The sequence below is a fragment of the Nocardioides massiliensis genome (assembly GCF_030811215.1).
GTDB lineage: Bacteria > Actinomycetota > Actinomycetes > Propionibacteriales > Nocardioidaceae > Nocardioides_A > Nocardioides_A massiliensis.
Genome location: NZ_JAUSQM010000001.1, coordinates 2663210 through 2676227 on the forward strand (window position 1 = coordinate 2663210; position 13018 = coordinate 2676227).

At 71.0% G+C, this 13018-nt stretch carries 15 protein-coding genes; 10 read left to right on the top strand and 5 right to left on the bottom strand.

What is annotated here, in order from left to right; all coding sequences use genetic code 11:
- Nucleotides 1–5 precede the first annotated feature (5 nt).
- On the top strand, nucleotides 6–506 hold the full coding sequence (locus J2S59_RS13230) for a SigE family RNA polymerase sigma factor (protein WP_068117599.1): 501 nt from the start codon (nucleotides 6–8) through the stop codon (nucleotides 504–506).
- Entirely contained in the window at nucleotides 503–1570 is a 1068-nt protein-coding gene (locus J2S59_RS13235; protein WP_068117601.1) for an META domain-containing protein, read from the top strand. Before J2S59_RS13230 ends, J2S59_RS13235 begins: the two co-directional genes overlap by 4 nt.
- A gap of 352 nt (nucleotides 1571–1922) precedes the next feature.
- Here the strand turns inward: J2S59_RS13235 and J2S59_RS20360 are convergent, their stop codons facing one another.
- Both J2S59_RS20360 and J2S59_RS13240 read right to left on the bottom strand, forming a co-directional pair.
- Nucleotides 1923–2156, bottom strand: coding sequence for a ribbon-helix-helix protein, CopG family (locus tag J2S59_RS20360; protein WP_068119767.1), 234 nt, complete (start codon nucleotides 2154–2156; stop codon nucleotides 1923–1925).
- 103 nt (nucleotides 2157–2259) lie between these two features.
- On the bottom strand, nucleotides 2260–2649 hold the full coding sequence (locus J2S59_RS13240) for a hypothetical protein (RefSeq protein WP_068119768.1): 390 nt from the start codon (nucleotides 2647–2649) through the stop codon (nucleotides 2260–2262).
- A 245-nt stretch (nucleotides 2650–2894) separates the two neighbouring features.
- On the opposite strand from J2S59_RS13240, the gene J2S59_RS13245 reads away from it, so the two are divergent.
- Nucleotides 2895–3293, top strand: a complete 399-nt coding sequence (locus J2S59_RS13245; protein ID WP_068119770.1) for a hypothetical protein — start codon at nucleotides 2895–2897, stop codon at nucleotides 3291–3293.
- 138 nt (nucleotides 3294–3431) lie between these two features.
- Here J2S59_RS13245 and J2S59_RS13250 read toward each other — a convergent pair whose 3' ends face one another.
- Nucleotides 3432–4940, bottom strand: a complete 1509-nt coding sequence (locus tag J2S59_RS13250; protein ID WP_068119780.1) for an FAD-dependent monooxygenase — start codon at nucleotides 4938–4940, stop codon at nucleotides 3432–3434.
- Nucleotides 4941–5140: 200 nt separating this feature from the next.
- On the opposite strand from J2S59_RS13250, the gene aroC reads away from it, so the two are divergent.
- Genes aroC through aroB form a run of 3 tightly spaced genes read left to right on the top strand, consistent with a single transcriptional unit; the run spans nucleotide 5141 to nucleotide 7982 of the window.
- Nucleotides 5141–6319: a chorismate synthase gene (gene aroC, locus J2S59_RS13255; RefSeq protein WP_068119772.1), complete on the top strand. Its 1179-nt coding sequence runs from the start codon at nucleotides 5141–5143 to the stop codon at nucleotides 6317–6319.
- Nucleotides 6316–6846, top strand: a complete 531-nt coding sequence (locus J2S59_RS13260) for a shikimate kinase (protein WP_306441285.1) — start codon at nucleotides 6316–6318, stop codon at nucleotides 6844–6846. The genes aroC and J2S59_RS13260 overlap by 4 nt, the downstream gene beginning before the upstream one ends.
- Nucleotides 6843–7982: a 3-dehydroquinate synthase gene (gene aroB, locus J2S59_RS13265; protein ID WP_068119774.1), complete on the top strand. Its 1140-nt coding sequence runs from the start codon at nucleotides 6843–6845 to the stop codon at nucleotides 7980–7982. The genes J2S59_RS13260 and aroB overlap by 4 nt, the downstream gene beginning before the upstream one ends.
- Here aroB and ilvA read toward each other — a convergent pair.
- Both ilvA and J2S59_RS13275 read right to left on the bottom strand, forming a co-directional pair.
- Nucleotides 7970–9256, bottom strand: a complete 1287-nt coding sequence (gene ilvA, locus J2S59_RS13270; protein WP_068119775.1) for a threonine ammonia-lyase IlvA — start codon at nucleotides 9254–9256, stop codon at nucleotides 7970–7972. The two genes, aroB and ilvA, sit on opposite strands and share 13 nt — an antisense overlap.
- Entirely contained in the window at nucleotides 9253–10410 is a 1158-nt protein-coding gene (locus J2S59_RS13275) for an alpha/beta fold hydrolase (RefSeq protein ID WP_306825202.1), read from the bottom strand. Before J2S59_RS13275 ends, ilvA begins: the two co-directional genes overlap by 4 nt.
- A 99-nt stretch (nucleotides 10411–10509) precedes the next feature.
- On the opposite strand from J2S59_RS13275, the gene efp reads away from it, so the two are divergent.
- From efp to J2S59_RS13295, 4 genes are read left to right on the top strand one after another with little or no spacing between them, the layout of a single operon-like run.
- Nucleotides 10510–11073 carry an elongation factor P gene (gene efp / locus J2S59_RS13280; protein WP_068124077.1) on the top strand — a complete coding sequence of 188 codons (564 nt, stop codon included), beginning with the start codon at nucleotides 10510–10512 and terminating at the stop codon, nucleotides 11071–11073.
- Entirely contained in the window at nucleotides 11073–11483 is a 411-nt protein-coding gene (gene nusB, locus J2S59_RS13285) for a transcription antitermination factor NusB (RefSeq protein WP_068124080.1), read from the top strand. Before efp ends, nusB begins: the two co-directional genes overlap by 1 nt.
- Nucleotides 11484–11532: 49 nt before the next feature.
- On the top strand, nucleotides 11533–12330 hold the full coding sequence (locus J2S59_RS13290; protein ID WP_220138588.1) for a DUF1206 domain-containing protein: 798 nt from the start codon (nucleotides 11533–11535) through the stop codon (nucleotides 12328–12330).
- A gap of 4 nt (nucleotides 12331–12334) precedes the next feature.
- Nucleotides 12335–12964, top strand: a complete 630-nt coding sequence (locus tag J2S59_RS13295; RefSeq protein ID WP_068124084.1) for a 2'-5' RNA ligase family protein — start codon at nucleotides 12335–12337, stop codon at nucleotides 12962–12964.
- The last annotated feature ends 54 nt before the right edge of the window (nucleotides 12965–13018 follow it).

The window sequence follows — 13018 nt, forward strand, 5'->3', positions numbered from 1 at the left end:
ACGGGATGACCAGGAACGACGAGTTCAGCCAGTTCGTCGCGGCTCGGTGGTCGCGGTTGGTGCGGGCTGCTGTCTTGCTTGGTTGTTCACCTGCGGAGGCGGAGGACGTGGTGCAGACGGCCCTGATGCGCTGCCTCGTTCACTGGCGCAAGGTGCAACGAGCCGATGATCGTGACGGCTATGTACACCGTGTCCTGTTCAACACGTTCACCTCTTCACGCCGACGACGCTGGACAGGCGAACGCGCCACAGCTGACCTGCCCGACACGCCCAACCCCGACCAAACTGCGGCTGTCGACACCACCGATGTGGTGTTGCGCAGTCTCGACCGTCTCAACGGTGATCAGAGGACGGTCGTGGTGCTGCGCTACTACGCCCACCTGAGCGAGCATCAGACGGCCGCGGCGCTCGGAGTGGCAACAGGAACCGTGAAGAGCCGCCTGTCGCGAGCGCTGAAGGTCCTCGCCGAAGACCCCCACTTGGCCGAACTGCGAGGAGCACCATGACCGACACCGGCAACCACCACCTCAGCGAACAGCTCGAGCGCGCCGCCGGGCGCGTCCAGGTCGGACCGCCGCCCGTGGATGACATGGTCGATGCTGCAGCACGGGTCCGTCGGCGGAACCGCGACGGCGCCGTGGTGGTGGTGGTGGCGACGCTGGCCCTCGTGGTCGGCGGCATTGGGCTCGCGGTCCGAAACGGCGAAGCGCCGCGTCCTCCTGTCGCGGGTGAGGACCGTGCCGCCACCGGCACCGACGCCGACACAGCAACCGTGTTCCTCCCGGATCCGGCGACCGAACAGCGAGAAGGTGGGTGCCGCACCTGGTCGGGGCTGCGACCCGAGGTCGTGTCCATTCCGGGCACCGGTGATCGCGCACAACATGCCCTCCAAGCTCTCGTGTCGGCTCCCGACTCGGCGTCGCACCCCATCGGTGTCTTCTCCCGGCAAGACGGGGCGACCTACACCGTACGCTCGGTCGTGCACGACGGCTCGGTGATCACCGTCGACATCGACATGGACCCGTGGGACCCCTGGCCGACCGCATCTTTGGTCTGCGCACCTCACGGGGAGTTGGCGATTCAGCAGGTCGTCCGGACCGCCCAGGCGGCGCTCGACTCCGACGACCCGGTGCTGCTCACTGTCAACGGCGCACCTGCGCGTGGCATGTGGATGTACCCACTGAACGGCCCGGCGGCTGCCTCAGCAACCATCCGGAACGGAGAGGGAGTGCTGGAGGGGACCTGGGACGTCGTCGGTCTCGTGGGTGATTCTCGTTCGTCGGTGATGCCCTCAGAACTTCAAGGGAAGGTGACGCTGACGTTCGACGACGGCGAGCTCCTCGGGTTCACCGGTTGCAACTGGTTGCAAAGCACCTACAGCCACCGCCGCAACGACGAGGACGGGCAGCGGTTGAAAATCGAGATCTCTACGGTCACCCGGGCCGCGTGCGATGTGGAAGCACCGCTTCTCGACCGTCTCAACGCAGTGCGTTTCACCACCGTGGCTGACGGATACCGCTACCTGCACGCCGAGAACGGGATGATCGTCGCTCAACTTCGGCGGCGATGACGCTTCCGGTTTCCCGAGTGATCCATCTTCGCGGCGGGTACGACCGGAGTCGCCTACCCACGCCCGCTCATCGGCAGTTCCGCGCGCCAACAGCGGCAGATCCGGGCGGCTGATCAGGGCAACAGATCCCAGTACTGCTTGCGCGCAGGCATCGCGTGGATCACGAGCTCGTCACCGCTCTCAAAGACCAGAACCACGGTCTCAAGCAGTCGTGCTCGCGTGTCGAATCCGAGCCGCAACTCCCGGTGCGGCCAGTCCTCCTCCTCGAGAGGCTCGATTCACTGAGACCAGTCGGCTGCCTGGATCGCGTCCTCAGGAAGTACCCCGTGCTTGAGCGCACTGGGATGGACGTTCACGCAGCGAACCCCGCCAAGGCTCGACGGATCGCCTCTGAGCGGGAGATGTTCTCTCGTTCGGCTACGGCGTCCACGGCGGCCAACTCTTCTGCGGTAAGGCGCACGGCCACGACCTGCATGGGCTCCGCGCCACGTCCGGGTCGACCGCGGCCGCGACGCTTCAACTCCTCGACGTCGTAGCCAGCTTCGGCCTCATCAGCCCATTGCCGGATTTGTCCCTCCGCCACCATGGAGAAATCGTATAACGAAAATGAATGGAGTGGGCAGATGAAGCCCTGTCATCGGCATGACCGCACTTGCGGTCAGGGCGGGCGTTGCATGTCCCTGTGCGGCCTACCGCGACGGCGCAACGGCGAACGGGTTCTCTGGGGCGCAACCTCTCGGGAGTCTCAGGCCCCCGACCTCTCGCAAATCCATCACGCCGCCCATGAGGTCGATGTAGTCACCGAGCCGGTACTTCTCACCGAGATAGGTCAACTCTTGCGAGTCGCGGTTCCAGGCAACCTCCTCGTCGTGGAAAATGGGAAGGCGTCGAGTTCCTTGGCCCCGCAGATAGAGGCATCCGTCCTCAAGGACGAGCGTTCCCGAGGCGCCCGCTAGGAAGGTGGGTACATCGCCCGCGTAGGTGGCCACCGGATTGCCGCTTCCCGCATGGGATATGGCGATGCCCGCCCCGAAAGCGAGCAGGAGCATGACAGTGCCTCCGAACAACCACTTCTTCATCCTGCCTCCTCCTTGGGCCCGTCAGAGCATCACGTTCTAGTACTGGGACGCTCGGGTAGGGAAGCGGGTTCCATCCTCGCAGTCGTGGACGAGAACAGTGCTGCCCTCGACGGCCATCGCCACTGACATCGGCATGACCGCGTTCTACTCGCAGTACGAGTGGAGGCCGGTAGCGCTGGCTCGCGGACGTGCGGCGAGTCGTGCCCGTGGTTCACCCACCGGTTTGCCGCTGGCACCATGAGCACATGACGACTCCGCCAGATATCACGGTGGCCGAGTTACGCACCGCGATCGGACGCGTCCTCGACGCCGTCGAAGAGCAGTTCGGCGAAGAACTGCGGTTCCCCGTCGACTACTACTGGGCCATCCCGGTCGAGGATGCCTACGCGACCTACGACACCCCGAAGCTGGAAATGATGGGACAGGTCTCGGACGACACCGCATCTGTTCGCGCCTTCCTCGATGAACCGACCGACGAATACGTCTCGATCGTGCATGAGTGCGCGCATCTCCGCGGGGTGCTCCAAGCGATCGAGCACCTTGACCTGAACCCGGTCCCCCCAGCAACCGAGCCGGGCGACACCGACACCCACACCATCTCGTGTCACCGGCGCCGCCGTTGGTGGAGGCCATCACGCCGCTAACGAACATCGATCCGCCCTGCTTGTGACCACACAGTGCCCTGGCGAGCGGGTGTGCCGCCCGTTCCGATCATCGGCAGATCCGGATCTGATGGCGCGACGCCCTCTGAAGACCACGGCGAGGAATGTGGGGTCGGCGTATCAGGCCGGCTCCCCGCACCACCGGCGCAGCGCAGCGTCGAGCCCGACAGCCATGCCCTCACCGACCCAGGCGACGTAGCCGTCCGGGCGGATGAGCACCGCCGTCGGGGGTGTCACGGTCCCGAGCGCCGGCAGTTCCCACGTTCCGTCGTACGCCGCCGCGACGACCCGCACGCGGTCCGACCACCCCGATGCCGCCAGAGCGCCGGGGGTGCCCAGGTCGAGCAGGACGGGCCGGGCGGCGTGCAGCAGCTCGAAGACGCGTCGCGGTCCGTCGGGGAGCTCCAGGTCGAGGTCGGGCATGCGCCGGCCGAGCAACGGGTGTCCCTCGCCGAGGTCGTAGCGGATGCCGAGACCCGACATCCGCGCGGCGTACGCCGTCCGGGTCGGCTCGCGGTCGACGAGCTCGGCGACGGTCTCCCGGAGCATCTCGTGGCGGGCGTCGCCGGGACGGGTGAGCGCGACCTGCGCCATGGTGTCGCGCAGGACGCGAGCGGCCACCGGATGCCGTTCGGCGTGATAGCTGTCGAGCAGCGCGTCGGGGGAGATGCCGCGCACCACCTGGGCGAGCTTCCACCCGAGGTTCTGCGCGTCCTGCAGGCCGGTGTTGAGTCCCTGGCCGCCGACCGGAGAGTGAATGTGGGCCGCGTCGCCGGCGAGCAGCACGCGGCCGCGACGGTAGGACTCGGCCTGGCGCGTCGCATCGGTGAAGCGCGAGATCGACAGCGGGCTGTGAGCGCCGAAGTCGGTGCCGTAGACGCCCATGAGAGCGGTCCGGACGTCCTCGATCGTCGCCTCCTCGGTCGCGGCGCCAGCACGGACGGCCTGCTGCTCGGTCACCATCACCCGCACCGGGCCGTGATCGGCGAAGACGACTGCCCCGTCGCGGATCTCGTAGTCCACCCGTCCCAGCGCGTGGATCCCCGCGGCGTCCCGGCGCGTCCCCAGCTCCGGCGCTTCAGTCATCTCCACCTCGGCGATCAGCGCGCTCATCGAGGGCTCCCATCCGACGAAGTCGATGCCGACCACCTTGCGCACCGTGCTCCGGCCCCCGTCGCAGCCCACGACGTACGCCGCCCGCAGGACGCCGCCGTCCGCGAGCCGCAGATCGACGCGCTGCTCGTCCTGGTCGAGGGCCACCACCTCGCGCCCGGCGTACCGGACAACAGGAAACCCCGCGACCCAGTCGGCGAGGAGGCGCTCGATGTGGTTCTGCCACAGCCCGAGACCGTAGGGATGCCGCGTCGGGAAGCCGGTGAGGTCGAAGGTGACACCGGCGAAGCCTGCCACCTGCACGACCTGGCCCTCGGCGAGGAACCGGTCGGCGATGCCGCGCTGGTCGAGTGCCTCGATCGAGCGCGCGTGCAGCCCGCCGGCCCGCGCGCCGGTCAGCACCTGGTCGGCGCGGCGCTCGACGATCGCGACGTCGACGCCGGCCAGTGCCAGCTCCCCGGCGAGCATCAGTCCTGTCGGCCCACCGCCCACGACCACCACGTCGTGCTGCGCCACCTGCTGATCCGTCCGCGCCATCGCGCCTCCCGTTCGTCGTCGAGCGCCGGATTCTCGCCGGGGGAGGGGGCCTTGCGGCAAGCCCCCCTCGGCGCGCTACTTTGGAGATGCAGGCAGGGTCCGCGACGCGGCTGCGTCGGCGGTCTCGCCCCCGTAGCCGGTGACCGGTCGGGCGGCGCCCCCGTGAAAGACTGAGCCCCATGCTGCGTTGGTTGACTGCGGGCGAGTCCCACGGACCTGCTCTGGTCGCGATCCTCGAGGGGCTCCCGGCCCACGTCGAGGTCACGACCGAGGACATCTCGGACGCCCTGGCGCGTCGCCGTCTCGGCTACGGCCGAGGCGCCCGGATGAAGTTCGAGGCCGACGGGGTCCGCGTGATCGGCGGGCTTCGGCACGGCCGCACGCAGGGCGGCCCCGTCGCGATCGAGGTCGGCAACACCGAGTGGCCCAAGTGGGAGCGCGTGATGGCCGCCGACCCGATCGACCCGGCCGAGCTCGAGTCGCTCGCGCGCAACGCGCCGCTCACCCGGCCGCGCCCCGGGCACGCCGACCTGGTCGGCATGCAGAAGTACGCCTTCGAAGACGCCCGGCCGATCCTCGAGCGGGCCTCGGCCCGCGAGACCGCGGCTCGGGTTGCGCTGGGCACCGTGGCGTCCAAGTTCCTCCAGCAGACCGTCGGTGCCCGCATCGTCTCCCACGTCGTCGCCCTGGGCGGGGTGAAGGCGCCGTACGGCCTGGTCCCCGACCCCGACGACGTCGCGAAGCTGGACGCCGACCCGGTGCGCTGCCTCGACCCCGAGGCCAGCGCGGCGATGGTCGCGCGCATCGACCAGGCCCACAAGGACGGCGACACCCTCGGCGGCGTCGTCGAGGTCGCGGTCCACGGGCTGCCGCCCGGCCTGGGCTCCCACGTGCACGGCGACCGGCGGCTCGACGCGCGCCTCGCCGGCGCACTCATGGGGATCCAGGCGATCAAGGGAGTCGAGCTCGGTGACGGCTTCGACCTCGCCCACGTCCCGGGCTCGGAGGCACACGACGAGATCGTCGACGAAGGCCAGGGGATCCGCCGGGTGACCGGACGGTCCGGCGGCATCGAGGGCGGCATGAGCACGGGGGAGGTGCTGCGCGTGCGCGCGGCGATGAAGCCGATCGCCACCGTTCCGCGCGCCCTGCGCACCGTGGACGTCGCGACCGGTGAGGCCACCGTCGCCCATCACCAGCGTTCCGACGTGTGTGCCGTACCCGCAGCCGGCATCGTCGCGGAGGCGATGGTCGCGTTGGTGCTCGCCGAGGCGGTCGTCGAGAAGTTCGGCGGCGACTCGGTGATGGAGACCCGGCGCAACGCCGAGAGCTACCTCGACACCCTCCGCTACCGGTGAGCGCCGCGACGCCCGCCGTGCGCCCGCTGGTCGTCCTCGTCGGCCCGATGGGGGCCGGCAAGACGACCGTCGGACGGATGCTCGCGCAGGCGGCCGGGGTCGGCTTCCGCGACACCGACGCCGACGTCGAGACCCGCGCCGGCAAGCCGGTCTCGGAGATCTTCGTCGACGACGGTGAGGCCGCCTTCCGCGAGCTGGAGCGCGACGCCGTCGTCACGGCGCTCGGCGAGCACGACGGCGTGCTCGCGCTGGGTGGGGGAGCCGTGATGACGCCGGCCATCCGCGACGCACTCGCCGACCACCGGGTGGTCTTCTTGCAGGTCGGTCTGGCCGACGCGGTCAAGCGCGTCGGGATGGGCACCGGCCGTCCGCTCCTGCTCGGCAACGTCCGCGCCCGCGTCAAGCAGCTGCTCGACGAGCGCACCCCGGTCTATGAGTCCGTGGCCACCCACGTCGTCGACACCGACGGCCGGGACGCCGCGGACGTCGCCGCGCTGGTGCGAGAGCTCCTGGAGGAGAAGCGATGACCACCGATCCCGTCACCGGCACGACCCGCCTCCACGTCGGGGGCGCCGCGCCGTACGACGTCCTGGTCGGCCACGGTCTGACCGGCACGCTGCTGGCGGGCCTGCCCGCGATGCTGGGCGAGGACGCCCAGCGGGTCGCGGTGATCCACCCGCGCACCCTCGTCGCCCGCGCAACCGCGCTGCGCGAGGCACTGCTGCGCGAGGGGTACGACGCCCGCACGATCGAGGTCCCGGACGGCGAGGCCGCCAAGCAGGCGGAGGTCGCGGCGTTCTGCTGGTCGGTGCTGGGGGAGGCGGGGTTCACGCGCTCCGACGCCGTGATCACCCTCGGTGGTGGCGCAACGACCGACCTCGGTGGGTTCGTGGCCGCGACCTGGCTGCGGGGGGTGCGGGTCGTGCACGTCCCCACCACGCTGCTCGCGATGGTCGACGCCGCCGTCGGTGGCAAGACCGGGATCAACACCGCCGCCGGCAAGAACCTCGTCGGGTCGTTCCACGAGCCGGCCGGCGTGCTGTGCGACCTGGAGTCGCTCACGACACTGCCCCACAACGAGCTCGTGAGCGGGCTGGCCGAGGTCGTGAAGTGCGGCTTCATCGCCGACCCGCGCATCCTCGAGCTCGTCGAGGCCGACCCGGGCGCCGCGACCGACCCGACGAGCCCGGAGCTGCGGGAGCTGGTCGTGCGCGGCATCCAGGTCAAGATCGACGTCGTCGTCGATGACCTCAGGGAGACCGGCGGCAGCGGAGGCCACCCGGGCCGGGAGGCGCTCAACTACGGCCACACCCTCGGCCACGCGATCGAGCGCGCCGAGGACTACCGGTTCCGTCACGGCGCGGCGGTCGCGATCGGCATGAGGTACGTCGCCGAGGTCGCGCGCCTTGCGGGCCGGCTCGACGACGAGACCGCCGACCGGCACGAGCGGGTGCTGGACCTGGTCGGGCTGCCGACCGGCTACCGCGCGGACCGTTGGGACGAGCTGCACGCCGCGATGAAGGTCGACAAGAAGTCGCGCGGCAACACGCTGCGCTTCGTCGTGCTCGACGGCCTCGCGCGCCCGACGGTGCTGGCCGGGCCCGACGAGGAGCTGCTGCGCACGGCGTACGAGCGGATCGGCACGCCGGCTCAGAGCAGGTAGCGGAACAGCGGGCTGTCGGGTGCGACCGCCTCGACCCGCAGCGGGCTCGCGGCGAGGCGCTCGTTGAGCCCGTAGAGGTCGGCCGGGTCGCCGAGCTCGATGCCGACCAGCGCAGGGCCGGTCTCGCGGTTGCTGCGCTTGACGTACTCGAACAACGTGATGTCGTCCTCCGGGCCGAGCACCTCGTCGAGGAAGCGGCGCAGCGCGCCGGGCTCCTGGGGGAACTCCACCAGGAAGTAGTGCTTGCGTCCCTCGTGGACCAGCGCGCGCTCGACCACCTCGGCGTACCTGCTGACGTCGTTGTTGCCGCCCGAGACGACGCAGACGACCGTGCTGCCGGCGGCAGGTGCATCGGGAAGCGCGGCGAGCTGGTCGAGGGCGGCCGCGGCGAGGGCGCCCGCGGGCTCGGCGACGATGCCGTCGGACTGGTAGAGGTCGAGCATCTCGACGCAGATGCGGCCCTCATCGACCGCGATCATCGTCGGGGCGACGGGGCGGGCTGCGACGACGGCGTGGGTCACGGTCCCGACCCGGCGGACGGCCGCGCCGTCCACGAAGCCGTCCAGCTCCTCCAAGTCGACCGGCGCACCGGCAGCAATCGCCGCGGCCATGCTCGCCGCGCCTGCCGGCTCGGCGCCGACGAGTCGGACGGGCTCGTCCTCCAGGGCGCAGACCGCGCCGGCCAGGAGACCGCCGCCCCCGACCGGCACGACGAGCACGTCGGGTGCACGACCGATCTCGGCGGTCATCTGCGTGAGGATCTCGTCGGTCACCGTCCCCTGACCGGCAACGATCCGCGGCTCGTCGAAGGCCGGCACGATCGTTGCGCCGGACTCGGCAGCGTGGGCCGCCGCGGCAGCGGCCGCGTCGTCGTAGGTGTCGCCGCCGATGACGACCTCGACCCACTCGCTGCCGAGCACCGCGACCCGCTCGCGCTTCTGCCGCGGCGTGGTGCGGGGCAGGAAGATCCGGGCCCGCACCCCCGCCCGGGCGCAGGCCAGGGCGAGTCCCTGCGCGTGGTTGCCGGCGCTGGCGCAGGTGACCCCGGCGGCCCGCGCAGCATCGTCGAGCTGGGCCACCATCGTGTAGGCGCCGCGGCCCTTGTAGGACCGCACGGGCTGCAGGTCCTCGCGCTTGAGCCAGACGTCCCAGCCACTGGCGGCCGACAGCCGGTCGTTGCGCTGCAGCGGGGTGGGGGTGAAGACACCGGTCAGCGCGACCGTCGCAGCGTCCACGTCGGCCCGGGTCGGCAGCGGCGTTCGGGCGGCGCTCATCGGCGCGTCCCGTAGAGCGTGCGGGCGACGACGTCGGCGGCGCTGCGCGCGACCGGCATGCCGCCGTACGCCGCGACGAGCAGCAGCACCTCACCGATCGCCCCGACGCCCACGCCCGCCCGCTGGGCGGAGCGCACGTGGTCGGCCAGCTCCTGGAGCCGGCCGGCGGTCGCGAGCGCGCAGATGATCAGGGCGTGCCGGGTGGCCTCGTCCAGTCCCGGGCGCTGCACCAGCTCGTACGGCGACTGCCGGCTGGCCAGCGACTCGAAGGTCACGGCGCCCGCGCTGAGCAGGCGCTCCCACTCGCGGTCGTGATCGGTGGTCGGCGCGGGCGCGCCCTCGGGGGTGGTGTGCTCGCGGATCAGGTGGGCGAGGGCACTGGGGTCCTCGGCCGGCGCCAGGTGTCCGACGCCCTCGAGCGTCATCACCGCGCCGCGCGGGACGTCGTTGGCGAGCTCGTGCGCCGTACGCACGGGCGCGATCCGGTCCTCGCTGCCGGTGACGACGAGGACCGGCGGGATCATCCGGGGCAGCTCGGCGCGCAGGTCGAAGCTGCGCAGGGCGTAGCCGGCCGCAGACAACCCGGGCGGGTCGATCTCCGTGAAGGCCCGCACGAGCGCGGCCGCTGTGGCCTGGCGGTCGGTGAGCAGCTGGGGGGCCACCACGCCCGTGAGCAGCTGGTCGGTGAGGGCCGCGAGGTCGGAGGTGCTCGTGAGCCCGGCGCGCTCGACCCAGTGGGACGCTGCTGTCCCGACGGCACCCATCCCGGCGACGACCAGCGCGTCGACCCGCTCGCGGATGTCGAGGCCGAGCTGGAGACCGACGACGCCGCCGATGCCGCACCCGGCGTAGTGCAGGTGCCCCCCGCCGGCGTTGCGATCAGCGAACACCGGGCTCAGCGCTGCGAGCAGAGCCGCGGTGAGCTCGTTGATCGTGAACTGCTCCGGGACGGGGTAGTTGTTGGTGCCGTGACCTGGCAGGTCCCACCCCACGACGTGGTAGTCGGCGTCCAGATGGGCAGCCACCTCCTCCCACAGGGGACGCACCGAGGTGCCCAGCGCCGGTCCCAGCACCAGCAGGGGTCGCTCGACGCGGTGGTTGAACGACACCAGGGTCACGATCGGGCCGGAGGGACTCCGGTGGGACGGGTTCACGGGCTCAGCCTAGGACCGGGCAGCGGGCGCCCTGCGGGGCGTTAGACTTCCAGGCTGCTCCACCTCCCCCCGGACCGACAGCGAAGGTGTCCCGCGCGCATGGCAACGACGAACGACCTCAAGAACGGCATGGTGCTCAAGCTGGACGGCCAGCTCTGGCAGGTCCTGTGGTTCCAGCACCACAAGCCCGGCAAGGGCGGGGCCGTCGTCCGCACCAAGATCCGCAACGTCGAGTCCGGCAAGACCGTCGACAAGACGTTCAACGCCGACGTGAAGGTCGAGGTCGCCAACGTCGACAAGCGCACCATGCAGTACCTCTACAACGACGGCACGTCCTACGTCTTCATGGACACCGGCACCTACGAGCAGGTCGAGGTGACCCCCGAGATCGTCGGCGACGCCTCGAACTTCATGCTCGAGAACCAGGAGGCCATCGTGGCCACGAACGAGGGACGCGTGCTCTACATCGAGCTCCCGGCCTCCGTCGAGCTGGTCGTGCGCTACACCGAGCCCGGCCTGCAGGGTGACCGGTCCACCGGTGGCACCAAGCCCGCCGAGCTCGAGACCGGGCACACCATCCAGGTGCCGTTGTTCATCACCACCGGCGAGAAGATCAAGGTCGACACCCGCGACTCCAGCTATCTCGGTCGCGTCTCCTCCTGATGAGCGCACGCTCCAAGGCCCGCAAGCGGGCTCTCGACCTGCTGTATGCCGCGGAGATGCGCGGCGAGAGCGCGGTCACGGCCCTCGACCGGGCGATCGCTGACGGTGAGGGCCCGACCAACCCCTACACCGCCGAGCTGGTCCGCGGCGTGGTCGAGAACCGCACCCGGATCGACGAGGTGCTCGCGTCCTACGCGCGCTCGTGGTCGCTGGAGCGCATGCCCGCGATCGACCGCAATGTGCTGCGTCTCGGGGTCTTCGAGGTGTTGTACGTCGCCGACGTCCCCGATGCGGTCGCCGTGACCGAGGCGATCAACCTCGTGCGCGACCTCTCCACCGACGACTCGCCGTCCTTCGTCAACGGCATCCTCGGCACCGTCGTGCGCGACAAGGAGCACCTCGCCGGCTGAGTGCCCCTCCAGGCATGGAACCCGCGTGGTTGAGGGCATGCTGCGCACCATGACCGACGCTGCGCACGCTGCCCAGAAGGTCGAGCGCAGCGACGCGCTCGACCACGTCGCCCGTGCAGGGCTCGTCGCCTACGGCGTCGTCCACCTGCTGATCGCCTTCATCGCGGGACGGCTCGCACTCGGTGACCGTTCGGGGTCGGCCGACAGCACCGGCGCGCTGAAGGAGCTGGCGGCCCAGCCTTTCGGCTCCGTGCTCGTGTGGGCGGTCGCGGTCGGGCTCCTCATGCTCGTGTTGTGGCGCGTCGTCGAGCTGGTCGGCGGCGACGGTGCGCTCGACCGGGTCAAGAGCGCCGGACGCGCAGTCGTGTACGCCGTCCTGTCCTACTCAGCGATCCGGGTCGCGCTGTCCGGCGGCGGAGGCGGGGGTGGTGGCAACACCGAGGAGACGATGACGGCGCGTCTCCTCGCGCTGCCGGTGGGCCGGTGGATCGTCGCTGCGGTGGGCGTGGGGATCCTGGTCTTCGCGGTGGTGCTCGTCTGGCGTGGTATCAGCCGCAAGCACGCCAAGGAGCTCGCCACCGAGGGCCGCACGGGCTCCGCGGGGCGCGCCTACGTCGCGCTCGGCGCGGTCGGACACGTCGCGAAGGGTGTCGCCTTCGGCGTCGTCGGCGGGCTCGTGGTGCACGCCGGGCTGACGCATGATGCGGACAGCTCCGGCGGCCTGGATCAGGCGCTGCTCGAGGTGCTGCAGCAGCCGTTCGGACCGGTGCTGCTGCTCGCGGTGGCCGTCGGCATCGGCTGCTTCGCCGCGTTCTGCTTCGCCCGTGCCCGCCACCTGTCACGGTGAGCCGGTGCGTGCTGCGATCGAGCTCCTGCCCGACGGCGAGGGCGAGGCCCTGGTACGCCGCTACTGGGACGCGCTCAGCAGCGCGGGCCTGCCCGGCCGTGGCGACCACCAGGGACTGAGCAACTGGCCGCACGTCACCGTGTGGGAGAGCGCCGAGCACGTCGCCGACCGACCCGGCGTGCCGCGTGCCGACGCGGCCTCGCCGGCCGTCGTGGCCGCCGAGCATCTGGTGCCCGTGCTGGGGCTGCTGCCCGTCGCCGTACCCGTCGTGGGGGTGGCGGTCCTGGGGCGACCCGACCGCGGCGTCGTGGTCGTCGAGCTCGCGGCCCCGGCGCTGCAGGCGGTCCACGCCGAGGTGGCGGCGATCGCGGGGGAGGGCGTCGGGTGGCGCCGCGACCGGTGGCGGCCGCACCTGTCGCTGTCGCGGGCGTTGCGCGTCGACCAGGTCGAGGAGGCGCTGGCGGTGGTCGCGCCGCTGGTCGAGGCCGCGCCCGTGGTGACCCTGACGCGGCTGCGCACGTGGGACCCGGCCGAGGGTCGGTCCCACGACGTCGGGGATCGGGTCGGGGAGTGGTCAGCGACACAGGTGACCGAGGGCCGAGCGGCGGCGTGTCGACCGGTCGACCACTGCTAGTGTTCCGAGTGCTTCGACATCCTTTAACGAGCCGTCCCGTGAGGCGGAGAAGGA

Bases quoted from the DNA above. Each gene is read 5' to 3' on its own strand.
- J2S59_RS13230 (WP_068117599.1), top strand. From the start codon at position 6: ATGACCAGGAACGACGAGTTCAGCCAGTTCGTCGCGGCTCGGTGGTCG.
- J2S59_RS13235 (WP_068117601.1), top strand. From the start codon at position 503: ATGACCGACACCGGCAACCACCACCTCAGCGAACAGCTCGAGCGCGCC.
- J2S59_RS20360 (WP_068119767.1), bottom strand. From the start codon at position 2,156: ATGGTGGCGGAGGGACAAATCCGGCAATGGGCTGATGAGGCCGAAGCT.
- J2S59_RS13240 (WP_068119768.1), bottom strand. From the start codon at position 2,649: ATGAAGAAGTGGTTGTTCGGAGGCACTGTCATGCTCCTGCTCGCTTTC.
- J2S59_RS13245 (WP_068119770.1), top strand. From the start codon at position 2,895: ATGACGACTCCGCCAGATATCACGGTGGCCGAGTTACGCACCGCGATC.
- aroC (WP_068119772.1), top strand. From the start codon at position 5,141: ATGCTGCGTTGGTTGACTGCGGGCGAGTCCCACGGACCTGCTCTGGTC.
- aroB (WP_068119774.1), top strand. From the start codon at position 6,843: ATGACCACCGATCCCGTCACCGGCACGACCCGCCTCCACGTCGGGGGC.
- ilvA (WP_068119775.1), bottom strand. From the start codon at position 9,256: ATGAGCGCCGCCCGAACGCCGCTGCCGACCCGGGCCGACGTGGACGCT.
- efp (WP_068124077.1), top strand. From the start codon at position 10,510: ATGGCAACGACGAACGACCTCAAGAACGGCATGGTGCTCAAGCTGGAC.
- nusB (WP_068124080.1), top strand. From the start codon at position 11,073: ATGAGCGCACGCTCCAAGGCCCGCAAGCGGGCTCTCGACCTGCTGTAT.
- J2S59_RS13290 (WP_220138588.1), top strand. From the start codon at position 11,533: ATGACCGACGCTGCGCACGCTGCCCAGAAGGTCGAGCGCAGCGACGCG.